16 protein-coding genes are annotated in these 18448 nt (G+C 75.2%); 6 read left to right on the top strand and 10 right to left on the bottom strand.

Annotated features, from left to right (window positions below):
- Nucleotides 1-96: 96 nt before the first annotated feature.
- The 4 genes from AC068A_RS09690 to AC068A_RS09675 form a co-directional block, all read right to left on the bottom strand.
- Nucleotides 97-2115, bottom strand: a complete 2019-nt coding sequence (locus tag AC068A_RS09690; RefSeq protein WP_478583125.1) for a prolyl oligopeptidase family serine peptidase — start codon at nt 2113-2115, stop codon at nt 97-99.
- Nucleotides 2116-2224: 109 nt separating this feature from the next.
- Entirely contained in the window at nt 2225-3736 is a 1512-nt protein-coding gene (locus tag AC068A_RS09685; protein WP_478583123.1) for a glutamate synthase subunit beta, read from the bottom strand.
- 152 nt (nt 3737-3888) lie between these two features.
- Complete coding sequence (locus AC068A_RS09680; RefSeq protein ID WP_478583121.1) at nt 3889-4176, bottom strand: DUF6225 family protein; 288 nt, start codon at nt 4174-4176, stop codon at nt 3889-3891.
- A gap of 78 nt (nt 4177-4254) precedes the next feature.
- A complete protein-coding gene (locus tag AC068A_RS09675) occupies nt 4255-4869 on the bottom strand; it encodes a TetR/AcrR family transcriptional regulator (protein WP_478583119.1) in 615 nt (204 codons plus the stop codon).
- A 158-nt stretch (nt 4870-5027) separates the two neighbouring features.
- On the opposite strand from AC068A_RS09675, the gene AC068A_RS09670 reads away from it, so the two are divergent.
- On the top strand, nt 5028-6446 hold the full coding sequence (locus AC068A_RS09670) for an amidase (RefSeq protein ID WP_478583116.1): 1419 nt from the start codon (nt 5028-5030) through the stop codon (nt 6444-6446).
- A gap of 111 nt (nt 6447-6557) precedes the next feature.
- Here AC068A_RS09670 and AC068A_RS09665 read toward each other — a convergent pair whose 3' ends face one another.
- From AC068A_RS09665 to AC068A_RS09645, 5 genes are all read right to left on the bottom strand, one after another.
- The gene (locus AC068A_RS09665; RefSeq protein ID WP_478583113.1) at nt 6558-7703 is read right to left on the bottom strand and encodes a S8 family peptidase; all 1146 of its coding nucleotides are present in this window, start codon (nt 7701-7703) and stop codon (nt 6558-6560) included.
- A gap of 226 nt (nt 7704-7929) precedes the next feature.
- The gene (locus tag AC068A_RS09660; RefSeq protein WP_478583111.1) at nt 7930-9564 is read right to left on the bottom strand and encodes an isovaleryl-CoA dehydrogenase; all 1635 of its coding nucleotides are present in this window, start codon (nt 9562-9564) and stop codon (nt 7930-7932) included.
- The gene (locus AC068A_RS09655; protein ID WP_478583109.1) at nt 9548-10162 is read right to left on the bottom strand and encodes a TetR/AcrR family transcriptional regulator; all 615 of its coding nucleotides are present in this window, start codon (nt 10160-10162) and stop codon (nt 9548-9550) included. The genes AC068A_RS09660 and AC068A_RS09655 overlap by 17 nt, the downstream gene beginning before the upstream one ends.
- Before the next feature lie 117 nt (nt 10163-10279).
- Complete coding sequence (locus AC068A_RS09650) at nt 10280-11650, bottom strand: cytochrome P450 (protein WP_478583106.1); 1371 nt, start codon at nt 11648-11650, stop codon at nt 10280-10282.
- A 319-nt stretch (nt 11651-11969) separates the two neighbouring features.
- A complete protein-coding gene (locus AC068A_RS09645) occupies nt 11970-14255 on the bottom strand; it encodes a HelD family protein (RefSeq protein WP_478583105.1) in 2286 nt (761 codons plus the stop codon).
- Between the two features lie 244 nt (nt 14256-14499).
- On the opposite strand from AC068A_RS09645, the gene AC068A_RS09640 reads away from it, so the two are divergent.
- The 4 genes from AC068A_RS09640 (at nt 14500) to AC068A_RS09625 (ending at nt 16496) form a co-directional block, all read left to right on the top strand.
- Entirely contained in the window at nt 14500-14691 is a 192-nt protein-coding gene (locus tag AC068A_RS09640; RefSeq protein ID WP_385672318.1) for a hypothetical protein, read from the top strand.
- Nucleotides 14692-14787: 96 nt separating this feature from the next.
- Nucleotides 14788-14961: a CsbD family protein gene (locus AC068A_RS09635; protein ID WP_478583102.1), complete on the top strand. Its 174-nt coding sequence runs from the start codon at nt 14788-14790 to the stop codon at nt 14959-14961.
- Entirely contained in the window at nt 14951-15493 is a 543-nt protein-coding gene (locus tag AC068A_RS09630) for a DUF6328 family protein (protein ID WP_478583100.1), read from the top strand. Before AC068A_RS09635 ends, AC068A_RS09630 begins: the two co-directional genes overlap by 11 nt.
- Before the next feature lie 268 nt (nt 15494-15761).
- Nucleotides 15762-16496 (top strand): ATP-grasp domain-containing protein, encoded by a 735-nt coding sequence (locus tag AC068A_RS09625; protein ID WP_478583099.1) that lies wholly within the window; start codon nt 15762-15764, stop codon nt 16494-16496.
- Here AC068A_RS09625 and AC068A_RS09620 read toward each other — a convergent pair.
- The gene (locus AC068A_RS09620; protein ID WP_478583096.1) at nt 16486-17427 is read right to left on the bottom strand and encodes an endonuclease/exonuclease/phosphatase family protein; all 942 of its coding nucleotides are present in this window, start codon (nt 17425-17427) and stop codon (nt 16486-16488) included. The genes AC068A_RS09625 and AC068A_RS09620 overlap by 11 nt on opposite strands.
- 95 nt (nt 17428-17522) lie before the next feature.
- On the opposite strand from AC068A_RS09620, the gene AC068A_RS09615 reads away from it, so the two are divergent.
- Nucleotides 17523-18110 carry a YdeI/OmpD-associated family protein gene (locus AC068A_RS09615; RefSeq protein ID WP_478583094.1) on the top strand — a complete coding sequence of 196 codons (588 nt, stop codon included), beginning with the start codon at nt 17523-17525 and terminating at the stop codon, nt 18108-18110.
- Nucleotides 18111-18448 lie beyond the last annotated feature (338 nt).

Genomic DNA, 18448 nt, shown 5'->3' with positions numbered 1-18448 from the left:
CGGTGCCGTCCGCTCCGGCGGATCCCGGCCGCCTGCCGCAGGCGCCGCAGGTCGGGGGCCGGCATCGACAGGGCCGGGCACTCCGCGTTCGGCGGGTCAGGACGCGGTGCTGCCGCCGAGGTGCTGCCAGAGGAAGGTGTAGGCGAGGGCCTGGTTGTGGGAGGCCTGCTCGTTGTCGGAAGCGCCGCCGTGGCCGCCGCCGGTGTTCTCGTGGAACAGGACGCGGTGGCCGAGCTCCCGCAGCCGGGCGGCGGTCTTCCGGGCGTGCCCGGGGTGGACCCGGTCGTCGCGGGTGGAGGTCATCAGCAGCACCGGCGGGTACGGCCGCCCCGCGGCGAGGTTGTGGTACGGGGACATGTCCTCGAGGTGGGGCCGGTCGGCCTCGGTGTCGGGGTCGCCGTACTCGGCGACCCAGGACGCGCCGGCGAGCAGCCGGTGGTAGCGCAGCATGTCGAGGAGGGGGACCTTGGCGACGACCGCGCCGAACAGCTCGGGGTACCGGACGAGCATGGCGCCCATGAGCAGTCCGCCGTTGCTGGCGCCGGTGATGCCGAGCCGGTCGGGGGTGGTGATGCCGCGGGCGGTGAGGTCGGCGGCGACAGCGGCGAAGTCCTCGAAGGCGCGGACCCGGTTGGCGCCCAGGGCGGCCTGGTGCCAGGCGGGGCCGTATTCGGCGCCGCCGCGGATGTTCGCGACGACGAAGGTGCCGCCGCGGGCGAGCCAGGCGCGGCCGGTGACGGCGTTGTAGCCGGGGGTCTGCTGGTCGCGGAAACCGCCGTAGCCGTAGAGCAGTGCAGGGCCCGGCCCGTCGCGGTCGGCGGGGCCGACGACGAAGTAGGGCACGGCGGTGCCGTCCCGGGAGGTGGCGAAGTGCTGCCGTACGGCCAGGCCGGCGGTGTCGAAGCGGGCAGGGGCCTGCTTGAGCACCTCGGTGTCGCCGCCGATGTGGCCGCGGGTGAGGGTGGAGGGCTGGAGGAAGCCGTCCACGTCGAGGAAGAACTCGTCGGAGGTGTCCGGGTCGGTGTCGGTGATGCACGCGGAGGACAGCGGCGGCACGTCGGCGAGCGGACGCCGGCTCCAGCCGTCGGGGCCGGGGGTGAGGACCTCCAGCCGGGTGGCGACGTCGGCCAGCGTGTCCAGGATCAGGTGGTGGCGGGTCCAGCAGTGGCCGGACAGGGCGGTGCGCTCGTCGGGGGTGAACAGGGCGTGCGCGGTGCGGTCGCCGGCGAGGAAGGCGTCGAAGTCGAACACGAGCAGCGAGCCGGCCGGGTGGCCGAGCCAGGGGCTCTTCGGGGTGACGACCAGCCACTGCCGGTACGCGTACGCGCCGGCGTCGGCCGGTACGTCGATGCGGACCAGCCGGTCGCCGTCGGCGAGCAGGTGGAGCTCGTGGTGGAAGAAGTCGGTGGAGCGGGAGACGAAGGCCCGCTCGAAGCCGGGCGTGGCGTCGTACCAGCCGGAGGCGGAGACGTCCGCGTGCTCGGCCTCGAAGACGATTTCGGCGTCCTCGAGGGCGGTGCCGCGGCGCCAGCGGCGGACGGTGCGGGGGTAGCCGGAGGCCGTCAGGGAGCCGGGGCCGAGGTCGGGGCCGATGAAGACGGTGTCCTCGTCGATCCAGGCGACCCGGGTCTTCGCCTCGTCGACCCGGAAGCCGCCCTCGACGAACGTGCGGTCGTCCAGGTCGAATTCGCGGACCACGACGGCGTCGGAGCCGTCCCTCGAGAGCATGACCAGCGCGCGCCGGTAGTCCGGGTAGCGGACGGCGGCCCCGGCCCACACCCACTCCTCGCCGTCCGCCGCCGCGAGGGCGTCGACGTCGAGGAGGACCTCCCAGGCGGGCTCGTCCTTGCGGTACTGCTCCAGCGTGGTGCGCCGCCACACGCCCTTCGGCCGATCGGCGTCCCGCCAGAAGTCGTACAGGTACGCCCCGCGGCGGACGGTGTAGGGGATGCGCTCGGCGTCGTCGAGGACCTCGCGCAGTTCGCCGCGCAGAGCCTCGAAGCGGGGGTCCGAGGTGAGCGCGGCGGCGGTCTCCGCGTTCCGCTCGGCGACCCAGCCCAGCGCGGCCTCGCCCTCGACGTCTTCCAACCACAGGAACGGATCTTCACCAGTCACCCCACGATTGTGCCGTCCGCGCCGGCCGTCCGGTGACGCCTCCCCCCTTGGGGGCGGGGCCCGCGCTTCCGGTCAGGCTGTCGCCGCCGGTCAGACCGCCGGGGGGCGGTCAGGCCGTCAGGGGGCGGTCGTGCGCGCGTATGGGGGCGGGGAGGGAGGTCGAGCCGGTGAGGTAGCGGTCGACGGCGGCGGCCGCCGCCCGGCCCTCCGCGACGGCCCACACCACCAGGGACTGCCCGCGCCCGGCGTCCCCGGCGACGAACACCCCGTCCGCGGTGCCGGGGCTGCCGCCGCCGGCGGGGGCCGGCGGGGGGAGGGCCGCGAAGCCGGGTGTGCGGGCGTAGCCGCCGTGGGCGTCCCGGGTGAGGCCGAGCTGCTCCTCCAGGGCGGCGGACCGTTCGGGCCCGGAGAAGCCGAGCGCCAGCAGGACCAGTCCGGCCTCGATGACCCGCTCGGTCCCGGGGACGGGCCGCCGGGTGACCGGTTCCACCGCGGTGAGGTGCAGGGCCCGTACCCGACCCGCTGCGTCCCCGACGAAGTGCAGCGTGGCGTGGGCGAAGACCCTGGGGTCGGTCCCGTCGCGGTCGCGCGCCTCCTCGTGCGCGTGGGAGATCCGGTAGGCCTTCGGGTACACGGGCCAGGGCTCGGTGTCGGACCGGCCGGGGCCGGGCTCCGGGTTGATGTCGAGCTGCACCACCGAGCGGGCGCCCTGCCGCAGGGCGGTGCCCAGGCAGTCCGAGCCCGTGTCCCCGCCGCCGACGATCACCACGTGCCGGCCCTCGGCACTGATCGGGGCCGCCGCGAGGTCGCCCTCCTGGACCCGGTTCGCGCCGGTGAGGTACTCCATGGCCTGGTGGATGCCGTACAGGCCGCGGCCCGGTACCGGGAGCTCGCGGCGCTCGCCGGCGCCGACCGCGACGACGACCGCGTCGTGCCGTCTGCGCAGCTCGGCCGGGTCGACACGGCCTCCGACGTCCGCCTCGGTACGGAAGACGGTGCCCTCGTCGCACATCTGCGCTATGCGGCGGTCCAGGTGCGCCTTCGCCATCTTGAAGGCGGGGATGCCGTAGCGGAGCAGGCCGCCGATGCGGTCCTCGCGCTCGTGGACGACGACGGTGTGCCCGGCCCGGGTCAGCTGCTGGGCCGCGGCGAGCCCGGCCGGGCCCGAGCCGATGACGGCGACGGTCCGCCCGGTCGGCCGGGCGGGCGGGACGGGGGCGGTGTACCCGTGCTCCCAGGCCTGATCGGCGATGGTCTGCTCGACGTTCTTGATGGTGACCGGGTCGGAGTTGATCGACAGGACGCAGGCGTCCTCGCAGGGGGCGGGGCAGAGCCGACCGGTGAACTCGGGGAAGTTGTTGGTCGCGTGGAGCCGGTCGGAGGCCGCCCGCCAGTCGCCGTGCGCGGCGTACGCGTTCCACTCGGGTATGAGGTTGCCGAGCGGGCAGCCGCCGTGGCAGAAGGGGACACCGCAGTCCATGCACCGGTTGGCCTGCGCGGACACCAGGGGCAGCAGCGCCTGCCCGGCGTGGACCTCCAGCCAGTCGCCGAGCCGCCGGCCGGCGGGCCGGGCCGGGACGGGGCTTCGGGGGGTGCGGAGGAACCCGTGCGGATCGGTCATGCGCCGCCTCCCTGGCTCACGGGGCGGTTTCCGGCGTTCAGACCAGGCTACGCCGGGTCCGCCGCACCGTCCCGGCGACGGCCGGGGGCCGGTCCCCGTACCCGCCCCGCGCCCGCCCCGTCCGCCCCGAGCGGGGGCGGGCCGGCGGCCGGTCAGTCCAGGTCGAGGTGGTAGACGCCGGCCGTGGCGTCGGCGAAGAGCGTGAACTGCACCCGGCGCTCGCCCGCGCCGCCCGCGCCGCCCGTGCCGTCCTCGTCGCCCTCGATGTCGAGCTCCACCGGTTCGGCGTCCACGAGCACGTACTCGCCGTAGCTCTCGAAGTCGCCGGGGCCGTCCGCGACGCCGACGTGGATCGGGGTTTCGTCGGGCAGTGCGGCCAGCACCTCGCGCAGCCGGCCGGCGGTCCATACCTGCGGGTTGTGATCGAACGTCTCAGCCATGCGGAGACAGTAGAGCCATCCGGGGTCGCCGGTGGCCGCGCCGCGCCGAACGGTTTTTTCCGGACACAGGTCGGCTTTTCAGGGCGTGTTGACGCCCTCCCACAGGGCGGCCAGACGGGTGTGCAGGACGTCCTGCGCCTGGTCTTCGGTGAGGTGGCCGATGAGGACGTGCGCGGTGAGTCCGTCGGCGAGGGCGAGGAGGGTACGGGCCTCCCGGGCCGGGTCCAAGCGGTCGTCGGCGCCCCCGGCGGCATCGCCGGCGGCTTCCGCGACGAGGCGGGTGAACACGTCCTGGAGGGCCGCGTAGTTGGCCCTCACCGCCCGGGCCAGCGGCTCGCTCACGGCGGCCTGGGCGAGGAAGGCGAGCCAGACCCGGGCCTCGGCGCGGTGTTCCCCGCGCAGCAGGGCGAGTTCGGTGGCCGCGTGGCCCAGGGCGGTGCCGGCGGACTGGGCCGGGCTGCGGACCAGGCGGGCCCGTACGCGCTCGCCGATGCGGTCGCCGATGTGGCCGAGGGCGAAGAGGAGCATCTCCTCCTTGGTGCGGAAGCACCGCTGGACGGCGCCCATCGACACCTGGGCGCGGTCGGCGACGTCGCGGAGGGTGACGCCCTCGAGGCCGCTTTCGTCGGCGAGCGCGCAGACGGCCTCGGCGATGAGGCGGCGCCGGCCTTCGTGGTCCACCTGCCGGGGCATGTCGCGTCTCCTGTCCGTCGTGGGCCCTGTGGGCCGAGTGGGCCGAGTGGGCCGAGTGGGCCGACCGGAGCGAACTTTATGCGATGCACCCACATCGGTTCCTGGGCTATCGTTTCGATGCAAGCGCATCACAACGAGGACGGGGAGGTGGGGGCGCCGTGCGCGAACCCCTGTGGCAGCTGTCGGCGGCGGACCAGGCGGAGGCGGTGCGCCGGGCGGAGGTCTCGGCCGTGGAGCTGGTCGACAGCCACCTGGAGCGCATCGCCGAGGTCAACCCGAGGGTGAACGCGGTCACCCAGCTCATGGCGGAACGGGCCCGCGCCGACGCGGCCGGCCTCGACCGGCGCCGCGCGGCAGGCGAGGAGCCGGGGCCGCTCGCGGGGGTGCCCTTCACGGTGAAGGAGACCACCCCGGTCGCGGGGGTGCCGACCACCTTCGGGCTCAAACGGTTCCGGGACCTGGTGGCGCCCGCGGACGCGCCTCCGGTGGCACGGCTGCGCGCGGCCGGGGCGGTCCCGATCGGGCACTCCAACATGCCGACGCTGGTCCTGGCCGGGATGCACACGCGCAGCGAGCTGTTCGGGAACACGTCCAACCCGTGGGACCCCGCCCGGACCCCCGGCGGTACCAGCGGGGGCGACGCGGTGGCCGTCGCCACCGGCATGGCGGCGCTCGGGCTCGGCAACGACTCCGGCGGCTCGCTGCGCGTCCCGGCCCAGTTCTGCGGGGTCGCGGCGCTCAAGCCGACGGCCGGCCGGTTCCCCGCGGACCACCGCGTCCTCGGCCCCGAGGACCCCGGACCGGCCTCGCAGATGCTGGTCACCGACGGCCCGCTGGCCCGCCGGGTCCGCGATCTGCGGCTGGCGTACGAGGTCTTGGCCGGGGTCGATCCCCGCGACCCGCGGGCGGTGCCGGTACCCGTACGCGGCGAGCCGCTGCCGGGGCCGGTGAAGGTCGCGGTGGTGGCGGACCCCGGCGGGCACGGCGTCCACCCGGCGGTGCGCGCGGCCGTGGAGGCGGCGGCGGGCGCGCTGCGCGACGCCGGGTACGACGTGCGCGAGGTCGCGGACGTCCCGCGGCTGGACGAGTCACTGGAGGCGTACGACCGGCTCACCCTGACGGAGTTCGCGCAGTCCTGGCCCGCGGTGCGGGCGCTGCTCGGCCCGGAGGGGAGCCGCTACATCGAGATGGCGATGGAACGGACGGCTCCCGTGGACGCGGCCGGGCTGGTGCGGCTGATGGGCACCTGGATGGGCATCCGCCGCTCGTGGGCGGAGTTCCTCGACGAGTGGCCGCTGCTGCTCGGCCCGTCGTTCACCGAGCCGCCGGTCGAACCGGGGCTGGAGTCGCGGGACCGGGCCGGCCGGGAGCGGGTCGCGTCGGGCCTGCGGCTGTGCACGGCGACGAGCTTCGCGGGCGTGCCCGCGGTGGCCGTGCCGACCGGGACGGACGCCGACGGGCTGCCGTGCGGGGTGCAGATCGTCGGGCGGGCGTTCCGCGAGGACCTGTGCCTGGACGCGGCCCAGGCGGTGGAGGACCGGCTCGGCGTGCTGTCCCCGGTCGACCCGCGCGGGTAGCCGGGCGGGCCGCGCAAGGAGCAAAGCGGGCGGGGCAGGCAGCAGAGGGGCGGGCGGGCAGGCAGTAGGGCGCCGGGCGGGCCGGAAGCGGGGGGCCGGCCCGCCCGGCCGCTACCGGCCGCCCGCGTTGAGCAGCCGGTTGGGGGTCTGGGGCGGGACTCCCGTCAGGACGTCCCGTGCGGCCCGTTCCGTGATCCAGGCGCGGACCTGCGCCGGGGTGGCGCCCGGGTGCGCCGAGAGGTGGAGGGCGACCGCGCCGGTCACGTGCGGGGCGGCCCACGAGGTGGCGATGGCGTCGCTGGTGACGGTGCCCGCGCCCGCCAGCGCGGAGGTGATCTTCTCGCCGGGGGCGTACAGGTCGACGCAGGAACCGTGCCCGGAGCCGAACGCATCGGTGTCCCGCCAGTGGCGGTCGCCGGCGGTGGACGCGGCGACCACGAGCGCGCCGCGCGCGCCGGCCGGGGAGTGCCGGCAGGCGTCGTCGGCGAAGTTGCCCGCCGAGACGACCACGGGGATCCCCGAGGCGATCAGGCGCTCCACGGCGGCGTCGAGGGCGGCGGAACGGCCCTCGAGGTTGAGGGACATGTTGACCACGGCCGGGCGGCGGGCGTGCTCGGCCACCCAGTCCACCGCCTTGATCGCGGAGGCCTCGGCGTCCGGGCCGGCGTCCTTCGCCTGCGCCGAACCGCCCTCCTCGCACGCAATGGCCTGGACGCGGACGAGTTCGGCGCGCGGGGCGACGCCGTAGGTGCGGCCGCCGATGATGCCCGCCACGAACGTGCCGTGCCCCAGGCCCTCGCCGTCGAGGCAGTCGCCTGCGTCGGGGTCCCCGACGAAGTCGGCGCCGAGGGAGGCGCGGCCGCCGAACTCCGCGTGCTTGACCTCCATGCCGGTGTCGAGCACGTAGACGCGTACGCCGCTGCCGTCGGCGCCCGCGGCGAAGGTGCCGTCGAGCGGCGGGGTGCGCTGGTCGATCCGGTCCAGGTTCCAGGGGACCCCCGTGCGGGGGGCGGGTGCGGCGCCGGGGTTCCCGGACGGCGGCCGGCTGCCCGAGGGGGCGCCGGAGGGGCGGGGCGCGCCGGAGGGCCCGGTGCCGCCCGGCGAGCCGATCGGTGCGGGCCCCGGGGCGCCGGAGGAGGCCGTGGACGGCCCGGGGATGCCGGGGGCGGCCGGATCCTCGGTCGGGGAGCAGGCCGAGAGCCCGAGTGCCACCGCCACCGCGGTGGCCGCCATCGCATGGGTGCGCGCGCGTGCCATGTCCGTCCCCCTGTCGCCGCTGCGGCCGTCTGCCGTCGGGGGCGGAGACGTCCCCGGGCGGCGCGCCGGTTGCACGACGGAACCGGACGGCGGCGGTTGTCCCGCTTCGGCTTGAACCGGGGTGCGCCGACGCGCGGTCGCCGGCCCTTGAGGCCGTCGAATGAGGCCGTCGAAGAAGTCCCGGTACGCGGTGCCTTCGCCGCCGGGCCCGGCACCGGCCCCGGTGTCAGACGGCCGTGGTGCGGGCCCGGGCGAGCACGGCCTCGGTGTCCACCCCCGTCGGGAGGGTGCCGTACGCCCCGCCGTGCTCGCCGCCCAGCCGGGACGCGCAGAACGCGTCGGCGACCGCGGCCGGGGCGTGCCGCTGGAGCAGCGCCGCCTGGAACACCAGGGCCATCGTCTCGGTCAGCCGCCGGGCCCGGTACTCGGCCTCGGCGGGGTCGGCGAGCTGCTTGTGCAGCCCGGCCACCGCCGCGTCCAGGTGCCGGTCGGCACCCGCGGCCAGTCCCACCTCGGCGAAGAACGCCTCCACGGTCTCCGGCTGCCGGGCCATGGCCCGCAGCCCGTCCAGCGCGGCCACATTCCCCGAGCCCTCCCAGATGGACGACAGGGGGGCCTCCCGGTAGAGCCGGGGCATGCCCGAGTCCTCGATGTAGCCGTTGCCGCCCAGGCATTCCAGGGCCTCGGCCGCGTGCCCGGGGGCCCGCTTGCACACCCAGTACTTGGTCACGGCCAGCCCCAGCCGGCGCAGCAGCGCCTCGTCCCCGTCGCCGCGGGCGACCCGGTCCGTGGCCCCGGCCAGCCGCAGGGCTACGGCGGTGGCGGCCTCGGACTCGAGGGCCAGGTCGGCGAGGACGTTGCGCATCAGCGGCTGGTCGATCAGGGCCTTTCCGAACGCCCGCCGGTGGGTGGCGTGGTGGACCGCCCGGATCACCCCGAGGCGCATGCCCGACGCCCCGCCGAGGACGCAGTCGAGGCGGGTCGTGTTGACCATCTCGATGATGGTGGCGACCCCGCGGCCCTCCTCCCCCACCAGCCAGCCGAAGGCCTCGTCGTACTCGATCTCGGCGGAGGCGTTGGAGCGGTTGCCCAGCTTGTCCTTGAGCCGCTGGAGCAGGAGGCGGTTGCGGCTGCCGTCGGGCAGCACCCGCGGGAGCAGGAAGCAGGACAGTCCGCCCGGGGCCTGCGCCAGCGTGAGGAAGACGTCCGACATGGGCGCCGAGGTGAACCACTTGTGCCCGGTCAGCCGGTACGTGCCGTCCCCGGCCGGTACGGCGGTCGTGGTGTTGGCGCGGACGTCCGATCCGCCCTGCTTCTCGGTCATCGACATGCCGGCGATCAGCCCGGCCTTGGTGTCGGGTCGGCGCAGGCCGAAGTCGTAGGTGCGGGAGGCGAGCAGGGGCTCCAGCCACTCGGCCAGTGCGGGCGCCGCGCGCAGGGCGGGGACGGCCGCGTACGTCATGGAGACCGGGCAGGTGTGGCCCGCCTCGACCTGGCCCCAGACGAGGAACTTCGCCGCGCGGGCGACGTGGGCGCCCGGCCGGTCGTCGGCCCAGGGGGCGGCGTGCAGGCCGTGGGTGACGGCGGTGCGCATCAGCTCGTGCCAGTACGGGTGGAACTCGACCTCGTCGATGCGGTGGCCGTAGCGGTCGTGGGTGTGCAGCACGGGCGGGTTCTCGTTGGCCAGGCGCCCCCAGTCCGCGGCCTGTTCGGAGCCGGCGAGGACGCCGAGCGCGTGCAGCTCGGGTGCGGCCCAGCCGGCTCCCTCGCGGTCGAGGGCCGCCAGCAGGGCCGGGTCGGCGGCCGCGTCGTAGCCGTGGTGCGGCGGTACCTGGTTGGTGACCTCATGCGTCTGCGGCATCGTGTCCTCCAAGGGCGCGCAGGGTGAAGGTGATCAGGCCGGGGATGACGTCGCCGGGGGCCGCGTCGCCGTCGGCGAGGGGTCCGACGAGCGCCTCGGCGATGGCGCCGACCAGCGCGGCGGCGGTCAGCTCGGGGTTCTGCGGGGGCAGTTCGCCGGCGGCGGTGCCCGCGGCGATCCGTTCGGCGTACACGTCGCGGAACGCGCGCCGGAAGACGAGGCGTTCGGTGTCGACGGCCGGGTCGGCGGGCTCCGCGAGGAGGGCGAAGGCCCGCCGGGGCGCCTGGAGCGCCCGGGAGGCGAAGGTCTCCACCGCGGCGGCCACCCGTTGGGCGGCGGTCCCGGGGCGGTCCGCGGCGGCGGCGACCGCCTCCAGCTCCCGCGCGACCAGGGTGCGGAAGAGGGCGGCGGCGAGCTCGGACTTGCCGGAGAAGGACTGGTAGACGCTGCCCGTGGAGATGCCGGCCTCGGCTGCGATCGCGGCGACGGAGCAGCCGCCGTACCCCTCCCGGGAGAGCAGGCGGACGGCGGCTTCCAGGACCCGGTCGCGGCGGGCGTCGAGGCGGGCCTGCACGGCAGGGGGGCGGCGGTAGGGCATGGGAAGAATTGAAGCACTGATTCAGTGCTTCACGGAAGACCCGCCCCGCCGCGACTCCGCAATGCAGCGGGGCGGTTGCGGGGTGCGGGCGCGCAGCGGGTGCGGCGCGCGGCCGGCTCAGGACGCCGGCGCGGGGTCGCGCGGGCCGACGGCGGTCACGGTCGCCGGGGTGGGGCCGTCCGGGCGGACGGTGATCCCGTACGCGGCCCGGGTGGAGGTGGAGCGGAAGGCGACGGTGTACGCGGGCAGCAGCCGTTCCAGCAGGACCGTCGACTCGCGCAGGGCGAACTGCAGGCCGAGGCAGGCGCGCGGGCCCATCCCGAAGGGCAGGTAGGCGCCCAGGTCGGCCGGGCGGCCCCCGGGCTCGGTGAAGCGCCGGGGGGCGAAGCGCTCCGGGTCCGGCCACAGCTCCGGGTCGCGGTGCGTCAGGTACGGGCACACCAGGAGGTCGGTGCCGGCGGCGACGGCATGCCCGGCCAGGACGTCGTCCTCGGCTGCGTGGCGGGGCAGCATCCACGCGGACGGGTAGAGCCGCAGCGTCTCGTGGACCAGTGCCTGGACGGCCTGCCGACGCTCCGGGGAGCCCGCGCCGCCGGCCGCGAGGGCCTGCCCGCGAGCCTCGGGATTCCGGTCGATCAGCAGGTACAGCCAGGTCAGGGTGGTCGCGGTGGTCTCGTGCCCGGCGAAGAGCAGGGTGACCAGCTCGTCGCGGATCAGGCGGTCGGTGTACTCGGGCCGCTCGGCGGCGGCGTCGAGCAGGACGTGCAGCAGGCCGGGGCCGTCGGGTCCGCCGGGCCCGGTGCGGGCGGCGTCGATGGCGTACCGGGCGAGCGCGTCGATGCGGGCGACGTCCGCGGCGACGGCGTCCCGGGCGTCGGCCCCGTCGGCGGGCAGGGTGGGCAGGGCTGCCGACAGGGCCTCGACGACGTTCAGTTCGCGCTCGGTCCGGGCGTCGAGGGGGTGCCCGGTCAGGGCGCGCCAGATGGTGTCCAGGGCGAAGCGGCGCATCTCCTGTCCGACGTCGAGGGTCTGCCCGGTGGCGGCGTACCGCGCCCAGCGCTCGGCGGCGCGGTCGGCGGCCCGCTCGATCCGCTGCTCGTAGCGGCGCATCCCGGTGCCGGTGAACTGCGACTGGAGCAGCCGGCGTTGGCGCTTCCAGGCCTCGCCGGTGGCGGCGAGGACCCCGTCGCCGATCAGCAGGCGGGCCCGGTGGGAGCGTTTGACGTACCGGTCGGGGTGCAGGGCGAGCACGTGCCGGACGGCCGCGGGGTCGGTGACCAGCACGGTGGGCGGGGTCCCCCCGGCCGGCCCGAGGCGCACCGCGGCGATACCGCCGAGCCGTTCCCGCGCCAGGGCGAGCAGGTCGACGAGTTCACCGCCCTCCGCGTGCCACTGCCGCACGTGGGTGGCATCCAGTTCGGGGACCGGACGGCCCTGGCGGGAGTCCCGCGGGAGCGGGCCCTGGTCGAGGCCGGCTTCGGTGGCCACGGTTCTCCTCCTGTTCGCCTGCCGGCCGCGGCCCCTGACGGAGCGTCGGCGCGGCATCACGGACTGTACGGGAGGAGGGGTGCGGGGTGACAGTCCACCGCAGCGGGCGGTGGCGCGTTCGCTGCGGTCGGCCGCCGTCGCGCCGATGGCATTCCGTGATCACCGGCGCGACGGCAGGGACACGAGCCGGTCTCCGTGCCCGGCGGACGGGTGGCCCTGCGACCGGCGGACGCAGCGCAGTCGGCCGCGTCGACGTGGCGCCGACCGGCTCGGGGCGGCGCCGGTCGCGGCCTGACCGGGTACGTATCCCGTTCGCCCGCTACACCGCCGCCGCTTCCTCCAGCCCGTCGGGCAGGCGGCCGGTGTGCACCACGCCGAGGCTCTGGGTGGCCCGGGTCAGGGCCACGTACAGGTCGCTCGGGGCGAAGTCCGCGGGCTCGACGACGATCACCGAGTCGAATTCCAGGCCCTTGGCCTGCCGCGGCTCCAACAGGACCACGGTCTGGGTGAGATCGGGCTCCGCGCCCGCGCGCACGCCCGGCAGCACCGCGCCCAGCGGCTCGTGCAGCACCCGCGGCGCGATCACCGCGAGCCGGCCCTCCGCGGGAATGCCGCGGCGCACGGCGTCGGCCACCGCGGCGGACAGGTCGTCCGCGGCCCGCACCCAGGGATGCCGGCCGGTGGACCGCACCGACCGCGGCGGTTCGAACCCGGGGTGGCGGGCCCGCAGCACGGCGGCGGCGACGTCCATGATCTCGGCGGGCGTACGGTAGTTGACGCCGAGCCGGACGAGCTCCCACCGGTCGCCGACGTACGGGTCCAGGACCTGGCCCCAGGAGCCGCAGCCGGCCTCGTCGGCCGTCTGGGCCGGGTCGCCGACCAGCGTCATGGAACGGGTCGGGCAGCGCCGCATCAGCAGGCGCCAGGCCATGGCCGACAGCTCCTGCGCCTCGTCGACGATCACGTGCCCGAAGGCCCAGGTGCGGTCGGCGGCGGCCCGCTCGGCCGTGCTGCGGTGGTCGGCCTCCTCGTGGCGCTCGGCCATCCGCTCGGCGTCGATGATGTCGTGCGCGGCGAGGAACTCGTTCTCCATGTCCTCGAATTCGTACGACTCCGATCCGGCGGACAGGTCGAGCACGCCCTGCGCGTACGCGATGCGCTCCTGCCGCGCACGCTCCTCGGCGGCGCGCTGCGCGCTGTCGTCGATGCCGAGGAGTTCGGCGGCCTCGTCGAGCAGCGGGATGTCGGCGGGCGTCCAGTCGCCGGCCGCGGACGCCGTACGGCGGATCAGCTCGGCTTCGTCATCCGGCAGATGGGTGGGGTCCTCGAGGAACTCCGCGACCAGCCGGCGCGGGGTCAGCGGCGGCCACAGGGTGTCGATCGCGGCGTGCACCTCGCTGCTCGTCGCGATCTCCTTGCCGAGCTGCGCGATGTCGTCCGGGCCCAGCAGGTTGGGGCCGCCGAACGGGTCCGCGCCGAGCCGGTCGGCGAGCTGCCCGGTGAGCGCGTCGATGACGGAGAACGCGAAGTAGGGGCGGGCCAGGTTGTGCGGCAGCCCGGTGGCGCGCGCCCGGTCCCGGGCCTCGTACGCCATGGTCCGGTCCAGCAGCAGCGTCCCGTACTCGTCGTGGTCGATCTCCAGGGCCGGCTCGGGCACCACGGCGCTGTCCTCGCCGGCGCCGGCGGGCACGGTCTCCGGCAGGGTCTGCCGGTCCTGTACGACCCGGGCCAGGACCCCGGCCATCTTCGCGTGGCCCTTGACCGCCGCCGCGCCGGGCCGGTCGGTGCCCGTCGCGCGGATGCCGGGGAACAGCTCGCCCATCGTGGCGAGCAGGACGCCGGTCTCGCCGAGGGCCGGGAGGACCTCGCCGATGTAGCCGAGGAACGCCGGGTTCGGGCCGACGATCAGCACGCCGCGCTTGGCGAGCAGTTCGCGGTACGCGTAGAGCAGGTAGGCGGCCCGGTGCAGGGCGACCGCCGTCTTGCCGGTGCCCGGGCCGCCCTCGACCACGAGCACGCCGCGGTGCGGGGAGCGGATGATCCGGTCCTGCTCGGCCTGGATGGTCTCGACGATGTCGTGCATGCGGCCGGTGCGGGCGGCGTCGAGCGCGGCGAGCAGCACGGCGTCCGCGTCGGCGCCCTCGTGTCCGGTGCGCTCGGTGTCGGTGAGGTCGAGGATCTCGTCGTGCAGGGCGGTGACGCGGCGGCCCTGGGTGGTGATGTGCCGACGCCGGCGCAGGCCCATGGGGTGGTGGCCGGTGGCGAGGTAGAACGGGCGCGCCACGTCGGCCCGCCAGTCGAGCACGAGGGGGGTGCGCTCGGCGTCGTCGCGGCGGATTCCGATGCGGCCGATGTGGTGGTCCTGCCCGTCGGAGAACTCCAGCCGGCCGAAGCAGAGGCCGCTCTCGCCCGAGTTCAGCGCGGAAAGCAGCCCGGATTGCTCGGCGACCAGGATGTCGCGTTCCAGGCGTGCCTGCGCGCCGTTTCCCGCGCCGGCCGCCAGTGCGCCGTGCACGGCGCGTTCGGCCTGATCGCGCAGGTCATCGAGGCGCGCGTAGAGCGCGTCGATGAATTGCTGCTCTTTACGGAATTCCTCGGTTGACAATTCCACTCCCGACCCGATACAGTGTCATCGTAAAGCTTCTTCACGCCTGCCCTCATCGGGAGGCGTGAAATCTTCAATATACGCGAATGAAAACCCCGGACGCCAATTCGGCCCGGGGTGTTTTCGTATGCCCCGGCGTGGCGTGCGGTGCCCCGGCGTCACCCGGACGGCCCACTCGTCGGGCCGTCCGGGCCGGGCCCTGGTGTGGTGGATGCACGAGCTGTCGAGCACACGGGGAAGTCTCATGTACGAAATGCACCTCGGCGAGGCGGCCACCGGGCAGGACCCGGTCTGGCACGTCGTCGCCCGCGACCGCTCCGCCACCCTGTGCGGCCGCCCCCTCCTTCCTGCCGGATACACCGAGACCGATGCGCACTGCGTGCCCTGCATGACCGCCTTCCGCGACGTCATGGGCGGGGAGACCGCGAAGCCCTGACGGGCCCGGCCCGGAAATTCCGCCCGGAGCGTTTGCGGCCCGCACCGCGGGTCAGACGCATGCATGTCCACCGTTTCCCGTCGAAGGGGAGTGACCATGTCCCGCAAGGAGAAGTCCAAGGCCAAGGCCGAGCAGCTCAAGGGCAAGGCCAAGGAGGCCGCCGGCCGCGTCATGGACGACAAGCGCCTGACCACCGAGGGCCGCGAGGAACGGATCAAGGGCGACGTCCGCGAGGCCAAGGAGAAGATGAAGGACACCCTTGAAGGCTGACACCGACCGCGCCGAACGCGGCCGGGACGAAACCCCGGAGGAGCGGGCCGACCGGCGCTGGCAGGAGCTCGTACAGGAGATCCGGGTCGTCCAGACGGGCGTCCAGATCCTGTTCGGCTTCCTGCTGACGGTGGCGTTCACCCCACACTTCCAGCAGCTGTCCCGAACGGACCGGACGATCTACACCATCACGGTCGTCCTCGGTTCGCTGTCCACCGGCGCGCTGGTCGGGCCCGTTTCCCTGCACCGCATCGTCTCGGGGCGGCGGATCAAACCGCAGGCGGTGGAGTGGGCCTCCCGGCTCACGATGGTCGGCATCGTGCTGCTGCTGGCCACGCTCGTCGCCTCCCTGTTCCTGATCCTGCGCGTGTCCACGGACGACACCGCGGTGCCCTGGATCGTCGCCGGGGTCCTGTTCTGGTACCTCCTGTGCTGGTTCGCCCTCCCCCTGTGGGTGCGCACCCGGCACACCGGCGGTTCCTCCACCGAAGGGTCCTCGACCGAAGGGTCCTCGCCCCCGCCGTCCCCGTAGCGGGCCGCTTCCCCGGCCCCCGGCGCATCCCGCGCCGGGGGCCGCTGTCGTACTGGCCGGCCTCGGGCGTGCCGGGGGCCGTCTCCGCCGCGGTCCCGCGCGCCCTCCTGCGCCGCCGCACCGCTCACGCAACGGGCGGCGCCGGCTGAGCGGAAAGCCCGTCGCGCGGCCCGCCCGAGGCCGCTCAGCCTGATGCGGCCGCGCCGGGGGCGCAACGCGGCGCGCAGCCTGGGACGACGAGGAGTTCGACTGGTCGGGGGGTGACACCGTGGTGATCAGGTCCACCTGGGACCACCCCCTGCGGCAGCCGGAGTTCCTGGCGTGGGCCGATGCCGTCCAGGCCGTGGCGCGGCCGGACAATCCGGCCGGGGTCGTGCGGTGGAACACCGCCAAGGTCTACCTGCGGGACCTCGCCGAACGCGGTGTCCCCGTCGTCCCGACCCGGTTCGTCGCGCCGGGCGAGGAGGCGGTCCTGCCGGACGGCGGCGAGTTCGTCGTGAAGCCCTCCGTGTCGGCGGGCGCATACGGCACCGCCCGGTACACGGAGGCGCAGCGCGACCTGGCGGCGGGGCACGTGGCCGCGCTGCACGGCGCCGGGGCCACGGTGATGGTGCAGCCGTACCTGTCCCGGATCGACGAGGGCGAGCGGGCGCTGGTGTTCCTGGGCGGCGCGTTCAGCCATGCGATACGCAAGGACCCGGTGCTGACCGAGACCGGGGTCGTCGACAACGAGCGGGTCCCCCACCCGAACCTGCGGCCGCACCGGCCGTCGGCCGCCGAACTCGCGCTGGCGCAGGCGGCGCTGGCCGCCGTACCGGAGCGGGAGGAACTGCTGTACGCGCGGGTCGACATCGCGTACGCCGACGACGGGGCGCCCGTGGTGGTGGAGCTCGAGCCGGTGGAGCCGAACCTGTTCATGGACCACGAGGCGGAGGGGCCGGGCCGCTTCGCGGACCTCGTGCTCGCGCGCGCCGCCGCGGCGCGGGTCGGCGTCAGAACCTGATGTCGGCCGCGACCGGCAGGTGGTCGCTTCCGGTCGCGGGCAGGGTCCGGACCCGTACGACGGCTGCGGAGCGGGTCAGGACCTGGTCGATCCGGGCCACGGGCAGCGCGGCAGGCCAGCTGAAGGCGAAGTCCCGGGCGGGCCGGGTCACGCGTGCGGTGACCGGGGCCAGCCCGCGGTCGTCGACCGAGCTGTTGAGGTCGCCGAGCAGGACCACCCGGTCCAGCGGCTCGGCGGCCAGCGCCCGGCCGAGCAGCACCGCGCTCTCGTCGCGGCGGGCGGAGCCGAAGCCGCGCACGCCGAGGCGGAGCGAGGGCAGGTGCACCACGTACACCGCCGCCTCCCCGCGCGGTGTCCGGGCGGTCGCGCGCAGCCCGCGGTTCCAGTCCTCCCCCAGGCCCGTCGGCCGGATGTCCACCGGCCGTGCGTCGGCGAGCGGATGCCGCGACCAGAGCCCGACGGTGCCGACGGCCGCGTGGTACGGGTACTGCGGGGCCAGGGCGGCCGCGTAGGCCGGCAGCGCGGCAGGGGTCAGCTCCTCGAGGGCGATCAGGTCGGCCCCGGTCGCGGCCAACGCCCGCGCGGTGCCGGCCGGGTCGGGGTTCTCGTCGCTGACGTTGTGCTGGACGGCGACCAGGTCGGGGGCGCCGTCCGGGTCCGGGCCGGGGAGCAGGAAGCCGCCGAAGAGCCAGAGCCAGGCCGCCGCGGGCAGCAGGGCGGCGTACGCGGCCGGGGCCGGCCGGCGCAGCAGGGCCCAGCCGAGGAGGGCGGGGACGGCCAGGCCGAGCCAGGGCAGGAAGGTCTCCAGCAGCCCTGCGGGCCGGCCGGGCAGATCCGGCAGGGCGCGGTGGAACACCAGCAGACCGCCGGCCACGGCCCCCAGCCCGCAGGCCACGGCCCCCCGCGGCCGCCCGTACTTCCACTGCGCCATGGTTCCGGCCCGGCTCCTCTCCCGTCCCGGACGAAGACGCGGGAGGCAGGAATCCGGTTCCGCCCGGTCGCCGTCCCGGCGTTAGCCTGGGCGGCATGGACGAGTTGGACGGTGTGGAAGTCGTCGCCTTCACCGACGGCGAGGCGTTCGAGGACTGGCTGGCCGGGCATTACGGGCGGCAGGAGGGGGTGTGGGTCAAGGTCGCCAAGAAGAAGTCCGGCATCCCCTCGGTCACCGACGGCGAACTGGTCGACGTCGGACTGTGCTACGGCTGGATCTCCGGCCAACGCCGTTCCCTCGACGGGCAGTACTACCTGCAGAAGTACGTACCGCGCAGGCCGCGGAGCCTGTGGTCGCAGGTGAACGTGGAGAAGGTCGCGGAGCTGACGGCCCTCGGCCGGATGCGCGAACCCGGCCTGGCGGAGGTGCGGAAGGCGCAGGAGGACGGGCGGTGGGCGGGTGCCTACGCCTCGCAGAAGTCCGCGACGGTGCCGCCGGACGTCACCGCGGCCCTGGCCGAACACCCCGATGCCCGGGCGGCGTTCGAGGCGCTGGACCGGACCGGCCGCTACCTGGCGATCCTCCCGGTCCTCCAGGCCCTCACCCCGGAGGCCCGCCGGATCCGCCTCGACCGCGCGGTGGCCCTCCTCGCCGCGGGGCACCAGCAGCGCGACGACAACTGACCGGGGGAATCAGTCCGGATCCCCGTCGAGGAGCAGGTCGACCGGAAGCTCCAGGGACACGCCGACGTACTCCGGGACGGGGACGGACTCACCCCGCTTGAAGGTCCGGCGGAGGCGGTACGTGCCATTGCGGGGAAAGACGATCGGCTGCTTCCGCGATCGTGGTCTCGTGCTGCATCACGGCCATGGCTTCCTCCCTCTGGGGCCCACTCTGTCCCGAGGGTAGACGGCGGCTCCGACAATCCACCCGCATTCACCTGAACGGGGCGGAGGCGCCAAACCCCATTCGCCTGCCAGGGGTTGGCGGCGGCACCTGTAGGCGGCAGGTCCCCGACATT

It is taken from the genome of Streptomyces sp. NPDC043854 (genome assembly GCF_056436005.1).
The sequence above is the reverse complement of the archived record's forward strand: the minus strand, read 5'-3'. Positions and strand labels throughout refer to the sequence as shown.

What these genes read in the sequence shown, in the direction of transcription:
- AC068A_RS09685 (WP_478583123.1), bottom strand. Translation starts at nt 3,736, where the DNA reads ATGACCGATCCGCACGGGTTCCTCCGCACCCCCCGAAGCCCCGTCCCG.
- AC068A_RS09680 (WP_478583121.1), bottom strand. Translation starts at nt 4,176, where the DNA reads ATGGCTGAGACGTTCGATCACAACCCGCAGGTATGGACCGCCGGCCGG.
- AC068A_RS09675 (WP_478583119.1), bottom strand. Translation starts at nt 4,869, where the DNA reads ATGCCCCGGCAGGTGGACCACGAAGGCCGGCGCCGCCTCATCGCCGAG.
- AC068A_RS09665 (WP_478583113.1), bottom strand. Translation starts at nt 7,703, where the DNA reads ATGGCACGCGCGCGCACCCATGCGATGGCGGCCACCGCGGTGGCGGTG.
- AC068A_RS09660 (WP_478583111.1), bottom strand. Translation starts at nt 9,564, where the DNA reads ATGCCGCAGACGCATGAGGTCACCAACCAGGTACCGCCGCACCACGGC.
- AC068A_RS09655 (WP_478583109.1), bottom strand. Translation starts at nt 10,162, where the DNA reads ATGCCCTACCGCCGCCCCCCTGCCGTGCAGGCCCGCCTCGACGCCCGC.
- AC068A_RS09640 (WP_385672318.1), top strand. Translation starts at nt 14,500, where the DNA reads ATGTACGAAATGCACCTCGGCGAGGCGGCCACCGGGCAGGACCCGGTC.
- AC068A_RS09635 (WP_478583102.1), top strand. Translation starts at nt 14,788, where the DNA reads ATGTCCCGCAAGGAGAAGTCCAAGGCCAAGGCCGAGCAGCTCAAGGGC.
- AC068A_RS09620 (WP_478583096.1), bottom strand. Translation starts at nt 17,427, where the DNA reads ATGGCGCAGTGGAAGTACGGGCGGCCGCGGGGGGCCGTGGCCTGCGGG.
- AC068A_RS09615 (WP_478583094.1), top strand. Translation starts at nt 17,523, where the DNA reads ATGGACGAGTTGGACGGTGTGGAAGTCGTCGCCTTCACCGACGGCGAG.